General features: G+C 57.1%; 14 protein-coding genes and 2 pseudogenes. 14 read left to right on the top strand and 2 right to left on the bottom strand.

Translation table 11 applies throughout. The features are described from left to right. Nucleotides 1-35 precede the first annotated feature (35 nt). Nucleotides 36-1,574: a trimethylamine methyltransferase family protein gene (locus EOB80_RS27675; RefSeq protein ID WP_126080626.1), complete on the bottom strand. Its 1,539-nt coding sequence runs from the start codon at nt 1,572-1,574 to the stop codon at nt 36-38. Between the two features lie 293 nt (nt 1,575-1,867). Here EOB80_RS27675 and EOB80_RS27670 point away from each other — a divergent pair. From EOB80_RS27670 to EOB80_RS27605, 13 genes and pseudogenes are all read left to right on the top strand, one after another. Then, nucleotides 1,868-2,794: pseudogene (locus EOB80_RS27670) on the top strand (IS630 family transposase). 1,651 nt (nt 2,795-4,445) lie between these two features. Then, entirely contained in the window at nt 4,446-5,480 is a 1,035-nt protein-coding gene (locus EOB80_RS27660) for a thiamine pyrophosphate-dependent dehydrogenase E1 component subunit alpha (RefSeq protein ID WP_206516851.1), read from the top strand. A 23-nt stretch (nt 5,481-5,503) separates the two neighbouring features. Next, entirely contained in the window at nt 5,504-6,460 is a 957-nt protein-coding gene (locus EOB80_RS27655) for a transketolase C-terminal domain-containing protein (protein ID WP_206516850.1), read from the top strand. Further along, nucleotides 6,453-6,692: a biotin/lipoyl-containing protein gene (locus EOB80_RS27650; protein ID WP_164762741.1), complete on the top strand. Its 240-nt coding sequence runs from the start codon at nt 6,453-6,455 to the stop codon at nt 6,690-6,692. Before EOB80_RS27655 ends, EOB80_RS27650 begins: the two co-directional genes overlap by 8 nt. 135 nt (nt 6,693-6,827) lie before the next feature. Next, nucleotides 6,828-7,571 (top strand): SDR family oxidoreductase, encoded by a 744-nt coding sequence (locus EOB80_RS27645; RefSeq protein WP_126080629.1) that lies wholly within the window; start codon nt 6,828-6,830, stop codon nt 7,569-7,571. Between the two features lie 128 nt (nt 7,572-7,699). After that, on the top strand, nt 7,700-8,770 hold the full coding sequence (locus EOB80_RS27640; RefSeq protein ID WP_127330954.1) for a 2-oxo acid dehydrogenase subunit E2: 1,071 nt from the start codon (nt 7,700-7,702) through the stop codon (nt 8,768-8,770). A gap of 391 nt (nt 8,771-9,161) precedes the next feature. Next, entirely contained in the window at nt 9,162-9,935 is a 774-nt protein-coding gene (locus EOB80_RS27635; RefSeq protein ID WP_126080631.1) for an SDR family oxidoreductase, read from the top strand. An 818-nt stretch (nt 9,936-10,753) separates the two neighbouring features. Then, the gene (locus tag EOB80_RS27630) at nt 10,754-12,781 is read left to right on the top strand and encodes a CocE/NonD family hydrolase (protein ID WP_127330952.1); all 2,028 of its coding nucleotides are present in this window, start codon (nt 10,754-10,756) and stop codon (nt 12,779-12,781) included. Nucleotides 12,782-13,087: 306 nt separating this feature from the next. Next, nucleotides 13,088-14,671, top strand: a complete 1,584-nt coding sequence (locus EOB80_RS27625) for an ABC transporter substrate-binding protein (RefSeq protein ID WP_126080633.1) — start codon at nt 13,088-13,090, stop codon at nt 14,669-14,671. 15 nt (nt 14,672-14,686) lie between these two features. After that, nucleotides 14,687-15,625, top strand: coding sequence for an ABC transporter permease (locus tag EOB80_RS27620; protein WP_126080634.1), 939 nt, complete (start codon nt 14,687-14,689; stop codon nt 15,623-15,625). A 1-nt stretch (nt 15,626) separates the two neighbouring features. Further along, on the top strand, nt 15,627-16,520 hold the full coding sequence (locus EOB80_RS27615) for an ABC transporter permease (protein WP_126080635.1): 894 nt from the start codon (nt 15,627-15,629) through the stop codon (nt 16,518-16,520). Further along, complete coding sequence (locus tag EOB80_RS27610; protein ID WP_126080636.1) at nt 16,517-17,530, top strand: ABC transporter ATP-binding protein; 1,014 nt, start codon at nt 16,517-16,519, stop codon at nt 17,528-17,530. Before EOB80_RS27615 ends, EOB80_RS27610 begins: the two co-directional genes overlap by 4 nt. Further along, the gene (locus EOB80_RS27605; RefSeq protein WP_126080637.1) at nt 17,527-18,531 is read left to right on the top strand and encodes an ABC transporter ATP-binding protein; all 1,005 of its coding nucleotides are present in this window, start codon (nt 17,527-17,529) and stop codon (nt 18,529-18,531) included. Before EOB80_RS27610 ends, EOB80_RS27605 begins: the two co-directional genes overlap by 4 nt. A gap of 1,227 nt (nt 18,532-19,758) precedes the next feature. Here the strand turns inward: EOB80_RS27605 and EOB80_RS27600 are convergent. Then, nucleotides 19,759-20,370, bottom strand: a pseudogene (locus EOB80_RS27600) (hypothetical protein); the annotation flags it as partial. A gap of 283 nt (nt 20,371-20,653) precedes the next feature. On the opposite strand from EOB80_RS27600, the gene dddP reads away from it, so the two are divergent. After that, nucleotides 20,654-21,985 carry a dimethylsulfonioproprionate lyase DddP gene (gene dddP / locus EOB80_RS27595; RefSeq protein ID WP_126080638.1) on the top strand — a complete coding sequence of 444 codons (1,332 nt, stop codon included), beginning with the start codon at nt 20,654-20,656 and terminating at the stop codon, nt 21,983-21,985. The last annotated feature ends 1,003 nt before the right edge of the window (nt 21,986-22,988 follow it).

Below are 22,988 nucleotides of genomic sequence, written 5' to 3'. Positions count from 1 at the left end.
TCCCGGTCCATTTATTCATGGGCGCCTGGCTGGACTTAGGCGAGGCTCGGGGAAATATCCTCCTGGCGTTTCGCCACAAACGCATCGAGTTCCTCGCGGACGGCAGGGTCCATCGGCGGCTGCTCGTAGCTCGCGATGATTGCTGTCGCCTTCTCCCTGCAGCGCTGTGCCATGTCCTTGGAACCTTTGACCTTCCACTGCTCGTAGCTTAGGTAGTCGAGGATCTCCGGCGCGATGAACGCGTCCTTGAAGCGCTTGAGCGTGAAGGAATCTCCGAGATAGTGGCCGCCGGGTCCGATGCGGCGGACGGCTTCGAGCGCATCCTCGAAATATTCGAATGATATGCCCCGCGCGTATTTCTCGATGAGCAGGTTCTGTTCAGCATCGGCGATGAACTTCGCCATGCAGCACACCAGACCGGCTTCATCCCAGCCGCCGGCATGCATCATAAGGTTGGAGCAGGCGCTGGCGCCGGACATGTAGGCGATGGCTGATTCATAACCGGACTGGGCATCGAAGGTTTTGGCGGAGGATTGAGACGCAGTGGTTCGCCACGGCACGTTATAGCGCCTTGCCAGTTGTCCGATGACGGCGTTGATCAGAGTAACTTCCGGCATGCCGGACATGGGGGCGCCGCTGCGCATCGACACCGAGACGGAATATTGACCGTAGATCATCTTGGCGCCTGGCGCGGCAAGCTGAGTATAGGCCAGCGCGGCGAGCGCCTCCGCATTCAACTGGGCGATCGTGGCGGGGATGTCGGCGGGAGTGTTGGCGGCGCCGAGCACGAATGGAGACAGCAGCACGACCTGGTTCGCGTCGGCGAAGGCGCGAAGCCCTTCCAGCATGGTCGAATCCCAGACAAGCGGCGAGTTGCCCGACACGTGACCGATCATCACCGCGTTCTGATCCATGAATGCCTTGCCATGCACGATCTGGCCCATCGCGATCGAGTCGTCGGCACGTTGCTTTCCGGTCGTCAGACCGAAGAAAGGCATGTTGGTTTCCACCAGGCTCGAATGATTGATGTGCAGATGGCGCCATGGCACGGCGATGTCGGTCGGCTCGCAGGTGAACCCGCCCGCGATATGGAAACCGGGCAGCATCTGGGTCAGCCGGTTCATGTTCCGGAGATCCTCGATCGTGGATGCGCGCCGCACGCCCTGAAGATCGCGGATGTTTGGCGCACCCTGCATGACGCCGAAAGTCATTGTATCTGGCGCGATCTCGAAACGCTGTGACGGATCGCGAGACGTCATTTCAAAACGGGAAGGGGCCTTGGAGATGAGATCCATGACCATGTCGGCCTCGAGGCGAACGCGGTGTTCACGGACATCCGCCCCCGCCTCTTTCCACTGCCTGATCGCTGTCTCATCTCTGAATTCGATCCCGATCTCGCGTAGGATCGCCAGCGAAGCCTGATGAATGCGCTCAAGCTGTTCGGCGTTGACGGCCTCCACAGGTCGAATTCCGTACTTGATAGTCGAGACACGCGGCCTTCTTTCAGCCTCCCGTGCCGCAACCACCGAAGACCGGCCTCCGCGGCGTCGGTTTGCGGGAACGTCAGTGTCCATTCAGAGCCTCGCCCGCGATAGCGGAACGACCGGCGTCCCGCATTAAAACACTCGTGGCCCCGCCGTCTAAGAAGGCGTGCCGGATTTGTATCTTGCTGATGATAGGCGCGGGCAATAGCCTTGAGAATGCGCAAAAGGTTTCGCTAGTCTTAAACCCACTTTATGTCCAAGTCCCTCGGGCGAAAGCTTTTTGCGATCCCATCACACCACTAGAGCAGTTCGCGTTTTATCTGATTCGGGATTCCCAAGGATGAGCAAATCAGATTTGATGTTCTGACCGTTGGAGGTCGGGACTGACGAAGGCTTATTCGATGGATCTTCGGGAGCGAGCACTGGCCCGACTTGAAGAGGGCGAGACGAGCCGTGAGGTAGCTGCGGCTCTGAGGGTGGCGGTGTCGAGCGTGATCAAGTGGGCGGCGCGCAAGCGTCGCCTTGGCAGTGCGGCACCTGGCAAGATGGGCGGTCACCGGCCCTATCTGATCGATGGGAGCATCGTGCTTTCGTCCTGGGCTAGGTCGAGCGAGATGCCAACGTGACGCTTCATCAGTTGACGGCGGCACTGGCTGAACGTGGTCTCATCATCCACCCTGCGAGCGTCGGTCACTTCCTGCATCGCGAGGGCAAGAGTTTTAAAAAACCCATTCTGCCGGCCGAGCAGTTCAAGCCCAAGCTGATGCGCCGGCGAGCGCAATGGATGCGCTACCAGACCCGCATTGACCCTACGCGCTTGGTCTTCCTGGATGAACCATGGGTCAAGACAAACATGGCGCCATTGCGCGGCTGGGGTGTGCGCGGCAAGCGGCTGATGGCCCACGCACCATATGGCCATTGGAAGACCATGACCTTCATCGCCGCGCTACGCCATGATCGGGTTGGAGGCGCCTTGGGTCATTGACGGCCCTATCAATGCGCAGGCCCTCCGTGCCTATGTCGCAACCGAGCTCATCAAAGCCCTGAAGCCGGGGGACATCGTCATTCTCGACAATCTCGGTTCCCACAAAGGCCAAGCCGTCCGCGATATCGTCAGAGCTGCTGGGGCGCGGCTCTTCTTCCTGCCGCCCTACAGTCCAGATCTCAATCCAATCGAGAAGCTGTTTGCTAAGCTCAAGCACTGCATCCGACCGTGCCGCCAAACGATCACAACGCCATCGCCCACACCCCAGGTCAGCCCAAACGAATGCAACAACTACATGGAAAGCGCAGGCTATAAGTCAACCTAAATGCGAACTGCTCTAGGACTGCAGAACCTGTGGACGTCGTTCCGCTATTCCTCTCGTGCCGTTCGGACTAATGCTGCCCGGGCCGGCCGCGTACGGTCGTTAGGCTCCCCCTTTCCAGGCGCGTATGGGATGGACTTTCGCGATCCCTCGCTGCGGGCATCGTGTCAGCGCAAAAATTGAATGCTCCTACGAGCGGCTTTAAGCTTGTCATGAAGATGGTCTATGTCGGGCAGCAATCTTTCGCCTGTCAAAGCACTAGCGTCTGGAATAAAGAGCGGCTGATTGCAGTAGAGTTCTTCGAACAGGCCTGAGAATTGAACCATCTGACCAGGAAGTGGCATTCAAATCGCGATTGCGGCGTGGTTGCTTGCGCATTCCGTGCCCTCATTGGCAAATAGCCGTTTGGACGGACAATTGAAGGTGCGCCCATGCATCGGCACGATCGACCTCGGAGCGTTTCTATCACGACTCGCGGCTGTTTGAAGATGTCCTTGGGTAAATTATGAACAAGGGGAAAGGTTCTCGACATGACGTTGCCCGATCAGTTCAAGCGCACTGTAGTCATTGCGGTGGATTTACATGACTGCATCGAAGCGGATGGGGCATGGTCGATCTACAATCGAGAAGAGCTGCTGCGGAGTGCCAAGACAGCTCTCCGATGCATGCCGTGCAGCGGGGCTGCCTATTGTCTATACACAGAATTGGTATGATCCAAGAGGAGTAGACGCGCTACGTCACGAGGCTTTGAACGGCGGACGCCCATCACATAGCGTCGGGCAGGCTGCCGAGATTCATCGTGGACCTGAAACCGGAAGCTAGCCTTGTACGAAAGCAGCGTCCCAGCGCGTTCTACAACACGAATTTGGAGATTTTGCTGCGCCGATTGAATGCGGACCATCTTATAATGTTCGGAGCTTAAGCGAGGTTTGTTTGGAAACGACAGTGTGAGACGCGATTTCGCGCGACTACCGCATCAGGATTTTCAAGGATGCCTGCGGCACCGCGACTGAACTGATGCATATGACGCCATGCTTGACTTGGCCAACTGGCTTTACGCAGGCTCGGTGATCACCGCGGACAACCTAAAGAGGGCTCTGGAGGGTATGCCAACAAGGATTGGCGCTTCGATAGGCCCACTGCATTTGCTTACACACTGGAAAACGTTAAATCCTCTCTACAGCTCCCTTTGAGAGAGACGGCCTCTCAATTGGAAGCCTTTTAAGCAGGCCTATCGCGAAGCCAACCGCCGGCGCGTCAGCCGATCCGGGCAGTAAAAGTTGGGTGGACAGAACTGGGCGGTCAGTTCACGCCGCTGCTGCATAGGGAGGAACCCGGTTCGCGGCACTGCTACAGTTGCCTTTCAGGTTCTGTCATGTGCGGATCTTAACGCGTCACGTTGAGTTCGCTGGCCGCGTTCTCGTACTTCATGCGCGGCCACCGGTCCACGGCGAGAAGCGATTACCTCGGGTGAAGATTGTGAGGCTTGATATCAATCAGGTCTATACCCGACGCCATCCTTTCAGTCTACGAGACGCCCGGAATATGGTTTATTCGAAAAGAGTTATTCTGGGCTTGCGTGCCGCGACAATCTTGGTCGGCGATAGGTATCGAGTAGCCACATCGACAACGGGTTTGACCGGAGTAGATCAACTTGGAACACAAAATAGAGGCGTCGACGTCTAACATTATGCCTGCTCAATTCGCGAGAAGCTTGTATTACGACATGGCGCGTATCAGGCAGTTTGAGAACCGGGTCGTCACCCTAGTCGATGACAACGAGATCGCCGGCGTATGTCACGAGTACAGCGGGCAAGAGGCGGTTGCGGTTGGTATTTGCGGCGCACTCACGACTTCAGACATCGTCACAAGTACCCATCGAGGGCATGGCCACACACTGGCGAAGGGCGGCGACGTTGGCAGAATGTTTGCTGAGCTGCTCGCGCGAACGGGCGGATACAATAAGGGTCGCGGCGGATCCATGCACATTGCTGACGTCGGGATTGGAATATTTGGGGCGAATGGTATCGTCGGCGCTGGAGCCCCTATAGCCTGTGGTGCGGCTCACAAATTCAAAGCTGCTCGCGAAAACCGCGTTGCTGTTTCATTCTTCGGCGACGGAGCAATCAACCAAGGGGTCCTCCACGAGGCGATGAACCTCGCGGCGATTTGGGATCTTCCTGTCATTTTCGTCTGCGAGAACAATCAGTACGCGATCTCGACGCCTCTCAAAGAAGTCACGATCCTAGACCCTTACGTTCGCGCCCAATCCTACGGAATGCCTGGTGTGTGCGTCGATGGCATGGACGTCGAGGCCGTTTATCACGCTGCTCTCACTGCTACGGAACGCGCTCGGACCGGCAAAGGCCCAACGTTCATTGAGTGTCAAACCTATCGCTACTTTGGGCATTATACAGGCGAGCGTCACATGAAGATGAACTATCGATCTCAAGAGGAAGTCGATCGCTGGAAGTTGCGGGACCCTATCAAGATCTGGGCGGCGCGTATGATGGAAAGTGGCTTGTGCGCTCAAGAAGACATTGAAGCTATCGATGCCGAGGTCAACATTGAGATCGATCGGGGCGTCGAGTTCGCTAGGAGCAGCCCCCCGCCGAACCCGGCCGAGGCTCTCGATTGCATGTATGCCGTGCCGTATCCGAACACTCCGGCATGGGGAGTAGAGCCGTGAGACAGCTGAGATTTCTTCAGGCCATGAACGAAGCCTACCATCAGGCCATGGGGGCAGATGAGAGTGTCATGATTATCGGGGAGGACATTCGAGGTGGAATTCGCGGTGAGACGAAAGGCCTCCATGGCGCTTTCGGCGATCTCCGCGTACTCGACACACCCATTTCCGAGGCAGCGTTCACCGGCTTCGCTACGGGGGCGGCTTTGGCCGGTTTGCGCCCAATCGTTCAGTTTCAAGTTCCCTCACTGATTTACGTCGCATTCGACCAGCTAGTCAATCAAGCGGCGAAGATGCGATTGATGTTAGGAGGTCAAGCAAATCTTCCAATCACTTACACGCTTATGGTGTCTGGATCGCGGGGTGGAAACGCGGGCCAGCACTCAGACAATCCCTATCCGTACCTCCTACACGCTGGCTTCAAGGTTGTTTGCCCTTCGAATGCCTACGACGCCAAGGGCCTCATGATCCAGGCGATCCGCGAAGACGACCCCGTCGTTTTCATAGCATCAGCCATGTCGCTTCCGCAAAAGGGTCCGGTGCCGGAGGAAATCTATGCCGTCCCTTTCGGTTGCGGTGACGTTAAGCGTGAAGGATCCGATGTCACAGTCATTGCTATCGGGCATTTAGTGCCCGAGGCTCTAGCTGTCGCTGAGCGCCTCGCCCAGGAGAAAAACATCAGCGTCGAAGTGTGGGATCCTCGGTCTCTCTTGCCGCTTGACAGGGAAGGGCTGTTGAAGTCCGTCAAGAAAACTGGCCGCGTCGTAATCTACGACGACACGAACCGTACTTGTGGGTTCGCCGCCGAATTGAGCGCAATAATAGGGGAGCTGGCGTTTTCATCTCTCAAGGCCCCGATCAAGCGTGTCACGCGAGCTGACGTTCCTATGCCGTTCAATCTTGCGCTCGAAGCTGCTGTTCTGCCGAAGCCGCAGCAACTGGAAGACGCGATCTTAGCCGTAAGGAGCTATGCTCATGTTTGAAGTTCGTATCCCGAAGATGGGTGCATCGACGGTCGAGGTTGATCTTACGAAGTGGTATGTTTCGGTCGGCACCTCGGTCGTTCCGGGTCAGATTCTAGCCGAAGTGGAGTCGGAAAAAACTAACATTGAGATAGAGGCGGAGACCGCAGGCGTGGTTGCCGAAATCCTTGTTGATGAAGGGTCAGCGACGGAAGTCGGAATCGTCATCTGTCGCATCAACACCGGGCAGTAGAAAAGAATCACGGTTCGTTACTTATCTGACTAAACTTCAGAACCTCCGGCGATTTAAGTGCCACTCCTGGCTGCTTACGTCTGCATACCCATTGGTTAGTATTCGGAGTCAACTGCTCGTTGCTGTAGGACTACCATGACGCGGGACAAACGCTTCGAAGGCAAGACGGTTTTGATTACTGGTGGAGCTCGAGGTCAAGGTGCGGCGGAAGCCGTCCAAATCGCAACGGAGGGAGGGCGGGTTGTCATCGGCGACCTCCTAGACGAGCAGGGCGAACAACTTGCAGCGACTATTGGTGAAAAAGCGTCATACGTGCATCTCGACGTCACTAGCGAGCAAGACTGGCGAAGCCTGATCCGCTGTCTGGAGGGGGAGGGGACGGGACTTCATGGTCTGGTCAACAACGCGGCGATTTATGAACCCGTGCCAATGAGGGATTCGAGCGTCGCGCTCTTCGAAAAGCACTTCCGTGTGAATCAGTTGGGTTGCTTCCTCGGTATGCGGGAAGTCTCACCTCTGATCGAGGCATCCGGCGGTGGCGCAATAGTAAACATCTCGTCTGTCGCCGGGATGCGCGGAAGTCGAACTTGTATGGCCTACTCCGCGACGAAATGGGCCCTTCGAGGCATGACAAAATGCGCGGCCCTAGAGCTTGCGCCAGCAGGAATCCGCGTCAATTCTATCCACCCCGGGTGGGTGGAAACCGACATGCTGCTCGCCGAGGATCCGTCCGACAGAGAGCGCCAGTACGCGCTCATTCCGCTCAAGCGGGCCGGGACGGTCGACGAGGTGGCCGACCTCGTTCTCTTCCTGCTCTCGAACGAGAGCCGCTACATTACCGGGGCGGAGATCGCGATCGACGGAGGACTGTTGCTGTGAGCATTTGAGCCTTCTTAGCCCCAACATCCGTTCAGCTCGAAGATTTTTCCGCTTCGTACCCCAAGCAGAGCAGCCCGAACCCGCAAACCGCTAGCCCGCTAGATACCTCAAAAGCCACAGTAGAGCCGATGCCTATCAACGTCAGAATGCCGGCCTTCGTTTCCGATATGGGAGCAGCCACCATTGTAAAATGGATGTTCAACGAGGGGGACGACATAAAGGCCGGAGATGTTTTGGCTCAAGTATCAAGCGGTAGCGATACAGGTGAGATCAAGGCCGCTGCCGGCGGTACTCTGGAAAGGATTGTCGTTCCGGAAGGCGCTAACGGTCTAAAAGTCAGGGACCTGGTCGCCGTTCTTGCCATAAAGACTGAAGCTGGTTCGGTTGCCGCAGCCCCTGGACAACGGTCCGACGCGCCTGGAGGCCCTGCTCCTGCAGCGTCGTCTGGAAGCAAAGGTGCCAAGGACGACGCTGTTCTTAAGCTGTTTGAGGGCGGATCATATGAACGCATACCTAACGACGGGATGCGAAGGACGATTGCACGTCGTCTGGTGACCTCGAAGCAAACCATTCCGCATTTCTATGTCGCAGTGGATTGCGAGATCGATCAGCTTCTAGGACTGCGCTCCCGACTCAACGGTGCGGCGCCTAGGGCCGCGGACGGACTGCCGGTCTACAAGTTGTCCGTCAATGACATGGTGATAAGGGCCTTGGCGCTTGCGCTGCGTGACGTTCCGGACGCGAATGTCTCCTGGACCGAGGGCGCTATTCTTAAACACCAGCACGTCGACATAGGGGTAGCTGTCTCGATCGCAGGCGGTCTGATCACGCCGATCATACGCAAGGCTGAACAGAAAACACTTCAAGTCATTTCCGCCGAGATGAAGGACCTCGGCAAACGCGCGAGAGATCGCAAGCTAAAGCCTGAAGAATATGAAGGCGGCACGACATCGATCTCGAACATGGGCATGATGGGGGTCAAAGAGTTCGCTGCCGTGATCAATCCCCCCCACGCTACGATTCTGGCAGTCGGTGCGGGCAGACAGCATGTAGTCGTCAAGAGCGGTTCAATGGCCATCGCAACGGTGATGAGTGTTACCCTTTCCATCGACCATCGCTGTGTGGACGGCGTGCTCGGAGCAAAGTTGCTGCAGATATTTAAGAGCTATATTGAAAATCCTATGAGCATGGTCGCCTGAGCATGAGGTCCAAGTTTGGCAACTAGACGCTTGCGTTATGGCCGGCGAAGGTAGCGTATTCGCGATCTTGCGCATGAGCGGCTGGACATAAGCTGGGTTTACGGCCAGCGAATCCTTTTGCGCATTCTCAGGACAATTGCTGGCGCCTATCATTGCAAGCCAATTGGCCAGGCTGCCTATACGGGTTGTTTCTGCGGCAGAATGTTGATCCCTGTCGGACGGTGCTGGACAATGTCATTCCGTATCCGTGTCGCGGGGCCGTTTTAGTGATGATAGCCGGCAGAGTGGCACAGACCCGCAAAAGCAACAACGGGCGCCACCCGTATCGGGATCATGATCCCGGTCAATTTATTGGGGCGAGGCCAACATACAAACTTGGATCAAAGGCAGCATGGATTATCTGAAGAAATTCGACCTGTCCGGCAAGCGTGCAATTGTAACCGGAGGGGGGCGCGGTATCGGGCTTGAAATCGCTCACGCTCTCGGCCAAGCGGGCGCGTCAATTGTCATCGCGGACTTGGACGCGAATAGCGCTGCTGCCGCTGCGGCCAAACTCGCATCATGCGGTATCGCGGCAAGTCATCGCGGCATCGATGTGGCAAAGCCGGATGCGGTTACGGCGCTCGCCGACGAACTGAATGCCGAACAGCCGATCGACGTCCTTATTAACAATGCCGGTATAGCCCGGATAACCGAGGCCCTCGACACTTCCGACGCGGACTGGCTGGCAACGATGCGGGTCAATTCGGATGCTGCATTTTGGTGTGCGAGGGCCTTTGGCCGGCACATGATCGCCCGTCGCTGGGGCAACATCGTGAACATCGGATCCATGTGCGGCATGATAGTGACGCAGCCACAGAACAACACCGCCTATATTACCAGTAAGGGCGCCATTCACATGATGACGAAGTCGCTGGCCTGTGCCTGGGCAAAGCATAATGTGCGAGTAAATGCGGTAGCTCCAGGATATGTTACAACAGAGATGACAATTTCCCCGAGGAATGAAAGCTCATTTCAGTATGATCGATGGTTAGAGCAGACTCCGCTGGGAAGAATGGGCGAGTCCCATGAAGTTGCATCCGCGGTGCTGTTTCTTGCCAGCCCTGCATCAAGCTATTGCACGGGAGCCATCCTGTCCGTTGATGGCGGCTATACATGTATGTGAGCGACGGATAATTCATTGGAAGTGACTAACTGCCGCGTCAGTAAGATGTCACTTCAGAATCAATATAAGCGTATCGATTTGGGGGAGTGGAATGTTGGTGCAGGTGCGTCGGGTGCGGAGCCACCTAAGAGCTTAAAATCGTGGCGTGAAGGATAACTTGGACGTTCGGGTTTTAGAGAGAGATCTCGTTGGGGAAAACGGGCCATGGCCTGCTATTTGGCGCATTAACCGCCGCTGATCCGCCTGCATCCGCCGGCCGGTCGCGGTTGCGGGAAGAACATCCGCTGGCTGGCCGGAGTCAAATAAAGTCGTATAGCCGGACGATGCGTGACGATCCTGCGCAACCGCGGAATACGGATCTCCATTGCGAGATTTGTCGGGCTATCACTAAAGGCTGAGAGGTGCCCCAGATAGGCTGATGGGAAGTTGATGGCAAACTAGGCTCGGTGAGGCGACCGGTCTCACGCCACCATGACATCCCGCCGCTCGGGTGTTGGGCCGAGCCTTGACGCGCTCCATGCGAGAGCCAAGTTGACCTAAGTCTGCGCGAAACCTGTCACTCGGGACTAAGGCTAGCGAGCGCAACGTTTGATATGAATCGGCTTTATGCCAGTCGCGAGCTTTTCAGTCTGCGACTCTTCAGCCTCGTCGTCTATTCGAGGTGAGGACGAGGACGGCGCTCGCAACTTGGTCGCCGGTCCCCCTTCGACGAACACGGGTATCCCTGCCACCGCTTTTGTTCCAGCAGGTTACCCGCCGCCTTCTTGCTGAACCTCAAGGGCAGTTCGGCAAGCGCGAACGCATATGAGGATTGGACCATGGATGACATCCGCGTTGTTACCGACTTCCCCCGCAAAGTGCGCGAGATCGAGAATGTCTGGATCCCGATGCCGGACGGGGTAAAGCTCGCTGCCCGCCTCTGGTTGCCGGAGGACGCCGAGGCGGACCCGGTCCCCGCCATCCTCGAATACCTGCCCTATCGAAAGAGGGATGGGACTGTGGAGCGCGACCAACTCACCCATCCATACTTCGCCGGGCATGGCTATGCAGGTGTGCGCGTGGACATGCGCGGTTCGGGTGATAGCGAAGGGGTCTGCAGGGGCGAATATCTCAAACAAGAGCAGGACGACTGTCTTGCCGTGATCGAATGGTTGGCGAAGCAATTATGGTGCTCAGGCAGTGTCGGTATGATTGGCATCTCCTGGGGCGGGTTCAACAGCCTTCAGGTTGCTGCCCGCCGTCCGCCAGCCCTCAAGGCGATAATCTCGCTGTGTTCGACCGACGATCGATACCGGGATGAATGTCACTATTTCGGCGGCGCGCTTATGTGCGAAAATTTGATGTGGGGGGCAGCGGCTTGGGCGATTGCCATGACCCCGCCCGATCCAGCTCTTGTGGGAGAACGCTGGCGTGAGATTTGGGAAGAGCGGCTCAACGGCAACGGGATCTGGCTGCAAGACTGGTTCGCGCACCAGCGTCGGGACGATTTCTACAAGCATGGTTCTATCTGCGAGGACTATTCCAACATCGAGATTCCTGTCTACGCGGTGGGTGGCTGGGCGGACGCCTATCCCAACGCCATCTTGCGCATGCTCGAGAACCTGCCGGGACCTCGCAAAGGCCTGATCGGCCCTTGGGCTCATAAGTATCCTCACATCGCCATGCCCGGGCCTCGCATCGGCTTTCTCCAGGAATGCTTGCGCTGGTGGGACCAGCATCTTAAAGGCATCCACACCGGCGTTGAGGACGAGCCGATGTTGCGCGCGTGGATTCAGGATCCTTTGCCCCCCGCCGCCATCTACGACGAGCGGCCAGGCCGTTGGATCGCTGAGCCTTCCTGGCCGACGGCGAGCATTGTCGAAAGACGGCTGTCGCTCTCACCGGGACTTCTTGCCGAAGGAGATGGCAGTGATGCTGTTCTTACGATCTGTTCACCGTCCACTTCGGGGCTATCATCCGGTGTTTGGTGCGCGTATGGCGCAGTGCCGGACCAGCCCATCGACCAGCGCATGGAAGCCGGAAACGCCTTGGTATTCGAAACCGAGCCTCTTCTGGAGGAGGTAGACCTTCTCGGCTTCCCCGAGCTTGAGGTAACCCTCTCTTCCGACAAAGCAGTGGCAATCCTATCGGCCACGCTTTCGCTCGTGTTTAAGGACGGCTCGGCCACCCGTGTGAGCTATGGCATTCTGAATTTGACCCATCGCCACGACGACCTCGATTTGAAGCCAATGACGCCCGGTAAGGCTGAAGCAATACGCCTGAAGCTGCGGTCTTGCGGGCAACGCTTTGAAAAAGGGCAACGCATAAGGCTCGCCATCGCCACCAGCCATTGGCCTATTGTCTTTCCTAGTCCAGAGAGGGCAAGTCTATCAATACATTGTGCGGCCAGCAGGCTTATCTTGCCGGTGCGCAAAGCGAATGCCGTAGACTCCAAACTTGTACCGTTTCTGAAGCCAGAGAGTGCTCGGCCGATGGCAACAGAGACTATTAAGCCTGGTAAACCTTTCTGTCGCGAGGTAATCACCAACCAAGCCACGGGCGAGACAACTTTCCGGATGGCGAGCGACGCGGGGACCGTGGTGCATCCGCACACCGGAATGGTCATTTCGGCTAAGCACAGTGACACACTTACCATGCATCCCGACGATCCGAGCTCGGCGCGCGGAACCTCCAACTGGGAAAAGTCGTACGCCCGCGGTAACTGGAACGTGCATATTGCGCTCTCGGCCACTGTCCGCGCGCTGCGCGACGTATGGCGCATCGAGACACATATCGTGGCGAAGGAAGGCGACAAGCTTTTACTTGAACGAGACGACGTCAAGGAGTTCGCTCGGGACTTAAACTGACCGGTACTGGTCCCGCTCGGCCGGGGTTCAAATGTCGCTTTTTACAACGAGATAGTAGGTATTGACGCGTTCCAACCAGCAGTGAGGTTCACGCCATCTCCGCAACTTCTGAAGGAAAGAGTGCTGCGTCGGCAACTAGGCCGAGAGCTCATGACATAAACAGAATTTATGCCTGACGGTATCTTTTCCGCCTGCGGCTTGGCTGCCCCATAGTATATTCCAAAGAGAAACACACCCGAGCAAGGAACGCGGGCGCCGCGGCCACGGCAAGACGCCTCGGCAAGTCGCTCGGCAAGGGGAACAGCCATGGAGGACATGATGCAAAGTGTAAGCCGCCGCACCTTTCTTAGGGCAGGAGCCGCGCTAAGCGGTGGCATAATCTCTGCTGGCATGCCCTTGTCTCAAGTCATCTGGGCGGCCGAAGGCAAGGTGCTCGAGGTGCGTTCCAGTGGAGACCTGGTCACGCTGGATCCCGCTTTCCTCGGGCAGGCGGCGGAAGTAGACCTAACAAACTGTATCTATTCAAAGCTCACGCGATATAAGCCCGGCACCGAATGGGGCTGGGAGTTAGAGGCTGCAGACAAGATCGAGCAGGTTGATCCCACGCATATCCGATTTCGCCTCAAGAAAGGCATAAAATTTAGTGGCGATTACGGCGAGCTGACGGCCAAGGATGTTAAGTTCTCTTTCGAGCGCGTCATCAAGCTCAATTCACCCATCAAGCCCCAATGGGGCTCGTTAAATCACGTCGAGGTGGAGGACGACTACAGTGGTGTTATCGTGTTCAACGCGCCATTTGCGGCTGTTTGGCTTGTTCCGCTGCCTTATGCCGTCGGCCAAATCGTTTCTGAGGCTGCGGTAAGGAAAGCCACCAAGGACGGCGGTAATTTCGGTGTGAAGCCGCCAGCATTCTCAGGTCCCTACGTGCTGGCTGACTGGAAGCCCAACCAGTACGCACTTCTCACGAGAAATCCGGACTGGTCAGGCCCCAAGCCGGGCTTCGACGAAATCCGTATCCTGCCTATTCCGGACGCTAAGGCAGCGGAACGTGCTTATCAGGCGGGCGACGTCGATTTCACCGTAGTCGGTTTGGACTCTCTCGCGGCGTTCAAGAGCAATCCGCCCGCCAACACGGAGATCGCGGAAAGGGCATCGACCCGTTATACATGGATCGGCATGAACATGGATCATCCCAAACTGAAGGACATAAATGTCCGCAGGGCGATCCAATGGGCGATCAATGTACCACAGGTTTTAGATACCGCGTATGACGGTCAGTCAATTGCGGCCACGGGTATTATTCCTCCAGGTATCGTTGGGCATCGCGCAAAGACTCTGGTTCCGCCGGAAGGTGATCTCTCAAAAGCCAAAGAGCTTCTCGAGAAGGCTGGGGTAAATGGTTTGACATTGAGCCTCGACTGTACAAACGACAGCCAGACTTCAGCCATAGCTCAGACGGTGCAGGCACAATTGTCCCAAGTCGGAATTTCTCTGGTGGTTAATGCCCGAGATCCCGGGACATTCTGGTCACTCGGCGTGGAGTCTGAGGGAGACAGCTGGAAGGACGTGCAGCTCTTTATTATGACCTTCTCCGGACTGCCGGATCCGTACGACTACGTGACTTGGTTCGTGCAAGATCAAGTGGGTATATGGAACTGGCAACGCTTCCGCAGCCAACGCTTTGACGAGCTAAACGCTAAGGGACTGTCCATTAACGATCCCAACGAGCGGGCAAAGGTTTACGAGGACATGCAGGACTTGATGGAAGATTCTGGCGCATTTCGGTTCCTGACCAATGAGACCAATCCAATCCTATATCGGAAGACGCGAATGAAAGCGGCGATGCGCCCAGATGGAACCCCATTATATATCGATTTCCAGCCGGCTTAAGCTTGAGCGTGAACTGTGTGGATCTATCTACTGAAACGCGTTTTCCTCGCGGTCGCCATTACGGTGATCGCGGTGACCCTTGTGTTCATGATGATCCATGCGGTGCCTGGCGACCCAGCCGTTGCTCTGCTAGGTCCCCGCGCCACGCCTGAAATGATAGCGCACCTTCATCGGGAGATGGGGCTGGATAAGCCGCTTGCCGTGCAGATCGTCATTTTCTTCGAAGGGCTGCTGCAAGGCAATCTTGGTTTTGATGTGTTGAGCCAACGTCCGGTTGCGGACATAATATTCGAGCAACTTCCTTATACTATCGAACTAATCTTCGTCTCGATTTTGTGGGCGGTGGCGATTGCGGTGCCGCTCGGTTGTTATTCGGCCATGAGGCGTAATTCTGTCATCGACCAGATCGTCGCGATCATGGCAGTCGCCACGATCGCGATTCCTTCGTTCGTCATGGCTGTCTACGCACTCCTGATCTTCGCTGTCACGCTCCATTGGTTACCAGCAGTCGGAGCCGGACAGGGTTTTTTGGACGGCCTTGTTCATCTCATTCTGCCAGCCTTCGCCGTCGGGATCGGCTGGGTTGGATACATCTCCCGGCTGGTACGGGCATCCATGATGGAGATCCTGGGTGAAAACCATGTGCGAATGGCCCGTTCCTTCGGCATTTCCGAATGGCGCATTGTTTTGCATTACGCGCTGCCGCTTGCGATCCTGCCGACAGTGACGATCCTCGGCGTGGGCATAGCGTGGTTGCTTTCGTCAGCTGTCTTTATCGAGGTCGTTTTCGCAAGACCAGGTATCGGTGCCTTGATTGTACAGGCGGTCAACACGCGCAACTATGCAGTCGTAATAGGGGCCGTGCTAGTCACCACTGTTGTTACTGTCTTGGCGACGACGGCGTCCGATCTGATCGCTGCCTCTCTTGATCCTCGAACCCGCGAGAAACTTTAGCATGGCGAGCCTTGAAGCGCTCCGCGGCGAAACTGGCCCAGAGCTAGCACCCGGCAGCTTCCGTAAGACGGTGCGGCAACTGCGCAAGAACCGTCTTGGCGTCCTTGGAGCCGCGCTGGTCGCGATCGTTTTCGCAAGCGCGATCTTCGCCCCGATCATCATTACACATGATCCGACCCGCATCATGGTGGGGCCGCGCTTGGCGGACCCGTCACTACTTTTTCTTCTGGGCACCGATCAACTGGGCCGCGACACATTCTCGCGCGTCATGATGGGCGGCCGCGTCCCGCTGCTTGTCGCCTTCGCCTCGCTAGGCAGTTCGCTGGCAGCCGGCCTCGTGCTTGGTCTGATCGCAGGCTTCGGACCGAGGTGGCTGGACAATTTGCTCCTTCTTTTATTCGATACGATCCGCTCCTTTCCGGGCATCATCTTCGCGTTGGCGATTATCGGCTTACTTGGACCCAGCCTGGCCAGCATGATTTTTGTTATCGCAATCACCTCTATGCCCATTTATGCACGGGTCGTGAGGACCCAGACAGAGGCGCTACGCAACAGTGAATACATCGCCGCAGAACGCACTCTGGGCGCTGGCACGATGCGCATCCTGGCAGTGCACGTACTGCCTAATGTTATCGGCCCGCTTCTCATCCTCGTGAGCATGGACGTGCCCGCGGTAATCGCGGTGGAGGCCGGTCTCAGCTTCCTTGGTTTGGGCGTACGTCCACCCACGCCCGATTGGGGAGCAATCCTCAACGACGGCTATAATTACATCCAGCAGACGCCGTGGCTTGTGGTTGGCGGTGGTATTCCAATCGTCCTCGCAACGCTGGGCTTCACATTCCTGGGTGAGGCGCTACGCGACATGTTCGATCCAAAGCTGCGGAAAGATCTATGATACCACACGATCGGTCATCGCAATCGACCACACCCCTCCTGGAGATACGTCACCTCCATCTTGATTTCGGGACACCAGAGGGGCGCATTCATGCACTGCGAAACGTGTCGCTTAATGTCGCAGCCGCAGAGGTGGTCGGCGTTGTCGGCGAAAGCGGATCTGGAAAGTCGACGCTTGCGTATACGGTGATGGGTCTGCTTTCGGAAAATGCCGATGTCACAGGTGGCGAGATCCTGTTTGAAGGGCGAGACCTGCTGAAGATGCCGGCTCAGTCGCAGCGTAGCCTGCTTGGCGATCGACTTTCCATGGTTTTTCAAGATCCAATGACTGCGCTTAATCCTGTGCGCACCGTTGAGAACCAGATGATCGACATCCAGCACCACCAGCAAAAAAGCCGGAGTGAAAAGCGTGCTCGTGCCATCGACATGCTACACCGGGTCGGAATTCCGGATCCGCAAAACCGGATCGGGGCCTATCCGCACCACTTTTCCGGCGGCATGCGTCAGCGGATATGTATAGCCATGGCGCTGCTTGTAAAACCCGTGCTCCTCATCGCCGACGAGCCGACGACTGCGCTCGATGCGACACTTGAAGTCCAGATCATCCATCTGCTCAAAAATCTCCAAAGGGAGATCGGTTGCTCCGTCCTCTTCGTATCCCATCATCTTGGAGCTGTGGCTGAGTTGTGCGACCGGGTCGTCGTCATGTATGCCGGCGAAGTGGTCGAACAAGGCGATGTGCGCAGCATATTCCGCAATCCCGCTCATCCCTACACCCGCGCCCTGCTTGAGTGCGACCCGGGGCGGCTTAAACGAACCACACGCACATTGCCGACCATTTCCGGCGAGGTGCCCAGCCTCCTGGGCTTGAAGAAGGGGTGCATCTTCAGCGCGCGATGCCCGCAGGCATATGATCGCTGTCTCGAGGAACAGCCAGTCGATCGCCCGATCAGCCCAGGGCAGACGGCACGATGCCATCTGCTCGAAGAAAATCGACTAGTTTCGGCATGAGTGCCCTTGTCAGTGTTCGGGACCTCTGCGTCCGCTTCCGCACGATGGGGCCGCTTAAAGCGCTCGCGACCGGGACAAATGCGCCTTTCATCGACGCGGTATGCAGTGTTTCTTTTGAAATTCACAAGGGTGAGACGCTGGCCCTTGTCGGCGAGAGCGGCTCCGGAAAATCCACCGTCGCTCGCACGATGATTGGCCTGCAGCGGGCGGTGAGCGGCAGCATCAGCTTCGATGGGCAGGAACTCACGGACCTCAGTGCGGTAGAACGCAAGCCCTACTTGCGACGCATGGCGATGACGTTTCAGGATCCGATCGGTTCACTTTCGCCCAGGCTGACGGTGCGATCGATCTTGACCGAGCCTTTCCGCATCCATGGGCTGAAGGATCGCGATTTAGGAGCTGAAGCGACGCGCCTCCTGCGGATGGTGGGCTTGCCGGCCGATTTTGTTGGCCGCTATCCTCATCAACTCTCCGGTGGTCAAGCCAGGCGCGTCAGCGTGGCGCGCGCCCTAGCGCTCAATCCGGACTTGATCATCGCCGATGAGCCGACCGCGGGCTTGGATGTCTCGGTGCAAGGCGAGGTGCTAAATCTTCTCACTCGCCTGCAGGACGAACTAGGCATCGCGATCCTGATAATCACGCACAACCTCAATGTAGTGCGCCACATAACTGACCGCATGGCAATCATGTATCTCGGCCGCTTCATTGAAGTCGGCACGACGCAGAGTATTTTCCATCAGCCAAGCCATCCCTATACCGAAGCGCTGCTTGCGGCCAATCCCGAACCGGACCCAGACGCAGTGCTCAACAGGATTGAGCTCAAGGGCGAAGTGCCAAGCGTGATGTACCGGCCATCCGGCTGCGAGTTCCACACCCGGTGTCGTTACGCTCAAGATCGCATCTGTGGCCGCGTCGCTCCCCCATCCTCAGTGAGCCTGCAGGACCCGGAGCACAGCTTTAGATGCCATTTCCCGTTAAGCTCCAAATCGTTGACCTGCTGAACGTTCATCCCTCGCGGAAACTGGGGGCCGATTTGTTTAAAATCTTGGCTGGGCTTAGGCAATTTGTCAGGCGCGAAGCCTTTCATCAGCGCAACAGACCGCGGGTCTGGCGTAATGCATTGGCATTCCATGGCGAGCAATTGGGGTGTTCCGGCCGAACAGCCGAACCCGGCGATTGCGACGGCGTAACATAAAAACGGGGTGGCCTCGAGGGCTTCGCAACTGGGGAACTGCGGTTGGTGGGCACCCTCGGCAGGCGTCCATGGTTCAGCTGTGCCGCACAAGCAGTGCCCGGTTCGCGCGCCCTATGAGGGTACGGCTTATGGGGGTAAGGCGGAGGCGCCCACTGTTCCCGCCGGCGCGCTAATAACGAATGGGGCATCAACATCATGCTGCGCATCAAATTCAATGATTGAATCTGGCATCCAGGGACCGATAACCTCGGGCAACCGGTGTCCGTGTCCGCTATGTAGTAAGCGCCTATGAAGTGGCGGCGCTCCTCTACACGTATTTCGCGAGCGCCGAATCGTTCTGGCTTAGAATAGCGGTCCTGGAACGCTTCTTGTTGGGACGAAAGCCACAGATGTCGCTCAGCCCGAAACTGGCTTGCAATCGAGATATAGTGGGGTTCCATCTGGGCGCATTGCCGCCTGCACCTTCGTTGTGCGATACACGACGGGAGTGGCCCCGTGGGTCAGGAATCGGAAATTCCCCGGATTCTTCCATGAGGTCCAGCATCTCCTCGTAGAGCTTTCCACGCTCATTAGGTCAGCGATGGAGAGTCCCTTGACGTTCAGTTCGTCATAACGTTTCGCTCCGGAAGCGTTGCCAATTCCAAACGCCAACTTGAGCCTGCGTGGTACGCATCCGGTGAAGACCGCAGACGTGCGTATCTGGTGGCCAGAGAACCTGAGCACCGGAGTGCTGGGGTCAAGCTTTCGATGGGGAGACGCGATGATGTTCTTCGAGGAGGAGTTTGACCTCCTCGAAGCCTTCATCGGTGAAGATCCCGTCGTCATCATTGGCGCCGTAGACCCAGATGACGCCGTCCTAATCCGGGACACAAAGGGGGTGAACTCCCGTCTCGACGGCGCGGGCGTCGCCGCCGTTGCAAAGGCGGTCGTCGCCATCCGCTCGTACCATGCCGCAGCGAGTCAAAGCGGCCCGCATCTGACCCTGCCTCTGTCAACCAAGGACAGCCGTGCGGTGCTCGTGACGCTTAAGGTGGAAGCGGAAGGTGAGGCGCTGATGGCGGCCGAGCAGGCACGCGCCTTGGGGTGCTTGTGAGCGGCGTAGTTGTCAAGAACGACGTGGATGGCCCTGCTGGCCGCCACCTCGGCATCGACAGCGTTGAGTGAGGCGGATGAATTCCTGGTGACGATGGCGCTGCATGTTCCTGCCGATAACGGTGCCATCGAGCACGGTAAGGGCGGCAAACAGGGTGGTCGTGCCGTTGCACTTGTAGTCGTGGTCGTGGTGCCGAGCCTACCCTTCATGGGCAGGCCGGGCTGGGTGCGGTCGAGCGCCTGGATCTGGGCTCTTCTCGTCGACCGACAACAGGATAGCGTGAGCCGGTGGATCAACTAGTGGCATGGCCGACGACGTTGCGCAGTTTGTCGACGAACTGCGGATCGTTGCAGAGCTTGCACTGGCGCGCCACACGCAAGTCTTGAACTTACCAGATTGCCGCATGATCTCGAGGGTGCCCACGCCGTCGCTGCTCAACAGAATGATCTCTGCGCGCCAAACGTGCTTCTGCAGCGCACTGCGATGGGCGCGCTGATCAGAGAGAGGCTGACGATCAATCGAAGAAACGGTGAGGTATATTCCTGTGCGCATGTACCAGACTCGCATGCGCACTCACAAAAGGGAATCCTCAGCCGAACTCTTATGTCAGGCGTAAACCACTAGCACGACAGGGCTCCCGGCAAAGCTCTGGGATCGACAGATTGCCCATTGCGGCGCGCTGGAAGGCTACCTGGTTCCAGTTGTGGTCGCAGGCACCCCAGAGCACGAATGCAGATGAATTGACTTTATATCGAGCAATATTTTTTCCGCCTTTAGCATCCAAGAAATCCGGTCTTAGATCCACGTAAGAGTGAGCCACTAGGGCGGCCTTAACATGTCCTCGTTTTCGATTGTGAACCACAAAATTGATCCCACGCGAGTGGCAAAAGCACTTAAGCCGGATGGGAGCATGGATGACAACGATCGGGTTGAAATTGGGCCGACGGACGTCGCCTTTGCGGAGTGGGCAGCCTTGGGCCTGACCACGCCCAACCTAGATCGTATGCGCAAGACCCGTCTTGATCGGATTGTTCTGCAACTCCGCCAAAGAGACTATGCGGGCGTGCTCTGCTTCGACCCGCTGAACATACGATACGCTTCAGATTCCTCGAACATGCACATATGGATCATGCACAATCCGTCACGAGCTGTGTTCGTATCGGCCGACGGCTATGTCGTTCTCTGGGATTTCCATCGTTGCAGCCACCTGTCAACCTATCTGCCGCTCATCAACGAAACCCGGGATGGCGGGGCCGGCTTTTACTATTTCGTTGCCGGCGACCAAGAAGAAGCAGTCGCCAAGGACTTTGCCGGACAAATTGACGAACTGTTGCGCCGCTCTGGTGGCAAAAACCGTCGTCTTGCCGTCGACAAGATCGAAATCCCCGGCCTTCGTGCGCTAGATGCAGTTGGCATCGAGGTTTGCAACGGCATGCAGCTCATGGAGCACGCCAGGGCCATTAAGGGAATCGACGAGATCAACGCCATGCGCTGCTCTCTCGCGACCTGCGAGATTGCCGTTGCCAAAATGCGAGAACGTTTGCAGCCCGGCATAGCCGAAACGGAACTTTGGTCGGTTCTTCATGCCGAAAACATCGCACGTGGTGGCGAGTGGATCGAAACGCGCATTTTAACTTCCGGCCCGCGCACGAACCCCTGGATGCAGGAGGCCGGCCCCCGTCGCATTGTCTCAGGAGACCTCGTCGCCTTCGACACCGATATGGTGGGCCCGTACGGCATGTGTGCCGACTTCTCCCGCACTTGGCACTGCGGTGACGGCCGACCCACCGAAGCACAGCGAAGGCTGCACGACATAGCCTACGAGCACGTAGCTGCAAACATGGCTATGCTAAAGCCGGGCGTCTCTTTCACCGAACTCACTCAGCGCAGCCACAAGCTTCCCGCGGATTTCGTCAAGCAGCGATATGGCGTCATGATGCATGGCATTGGTCTTTGCGACGAATATCCCGCGATTCTCTATCCTGAAGACTTCATCCCGGGAGCATTCGACTATGTTCTCGAGCCCGGAATGACCCTGTGCGTCGAGGCTTATATCGGTGCCGTCGGTGGGCGGGAAGGCGTAAAACTGGAAGAGCAGGTGCTCGTGACCGAGAGCGGAGTTGAAAATCTCACGAGATGCCCGTTTGATGAGGCTTTGGTGGCCTAGGGATTTCGGCCGAGTCTCTTCAAATTGTCCAATTCTTGAGAGATCCGCGGAAAAGCTGTTTGTTGCGCATCTGGCTCAGCACTTTTGCGGAAGTTGGCTTTTCGTTGGTCCAACTCGCCCGCCTACATTCGTAGAAAGGGGGGTGGAGGCATCCAAGTCCATGGTCGACGCCCTGACCCGCGAGTGCTGTCGATACTCTGACCAGCAGTCGGGCAGTGGCAGCTGTGGCGTCAGATTTGCAGCAAGTCCGCTGTTAGCCTCCGAACACACGGTCTCTGTTGGGGGTGGCGCATGTGGCCATTCCGCCAAGGATATTGGTCGAATTGCAGGCAATAGCCGGTCAGTGTCAGGTCACACTGGGTTGGCGCTTCGTGACGACGATTTTCGTGTAGCAGACATTTCGCTGAGTGGTTTGCATGCTCTCGATCTTGGCTGGGGACACAACAATGTGGAGCTTCGGTGTATGGAGCGCGGATCGGTCGTCATCGTTCGGCGTGTTCGGTGCTCCATGGGGCGGTCAATTCATCTGCTTACGTCACAGCCGGGACCTGCTTGACAAGAAACCTGAGGCAGCGCGATACTATGAGAAGTCCCTCCTGTCGTGACGGAACGCTATCTCGCAGGATAAATATGCACTATTCCCTAGATATACATGCCGAGGCTGGGCGTTTGTTGGAAGAGAAATGCTGTGCGATTTCCGCCCTACTGATCACGACTCCCCTGGTCGGCTTGCTTTTCGCATTTGCGTCACAGGGGACAAATCTTTTTGACTCTACTAACCCGGAGAGGGCCTTCCTCCAGAGTTCTTCGATCGTGCTGCCGCCGCGCTGAGCAAGTCCAATAAGTCTGCCACGGATGTAGCTAAGCTGAGCGTCCGACGGAAACGCCCCAGTGTTGATTTTTCGAGCTTTCTCTGACTTGCCTGTCGGAGTCCACCAGAGGCGATCCGTCGCGACGCAGCCTAGTGCTACTTTGGCAGATTTTTGGCGATGTGGGCATTTTG

The sequence above is a fragment of the Mesorhizobium sp. M7A.F.Ca.MR.245.00.0.0 genome, assembly GCF_003997415.1.
GTDB lineage: Bacteria > Pseudomonadota > Alphaproteobacteria > Rhizobiales > Rhizobiaceae > Mesorhizobium.
This window is presented reverse-complemented; position numbering and strand designations above follow the sequence as displayed.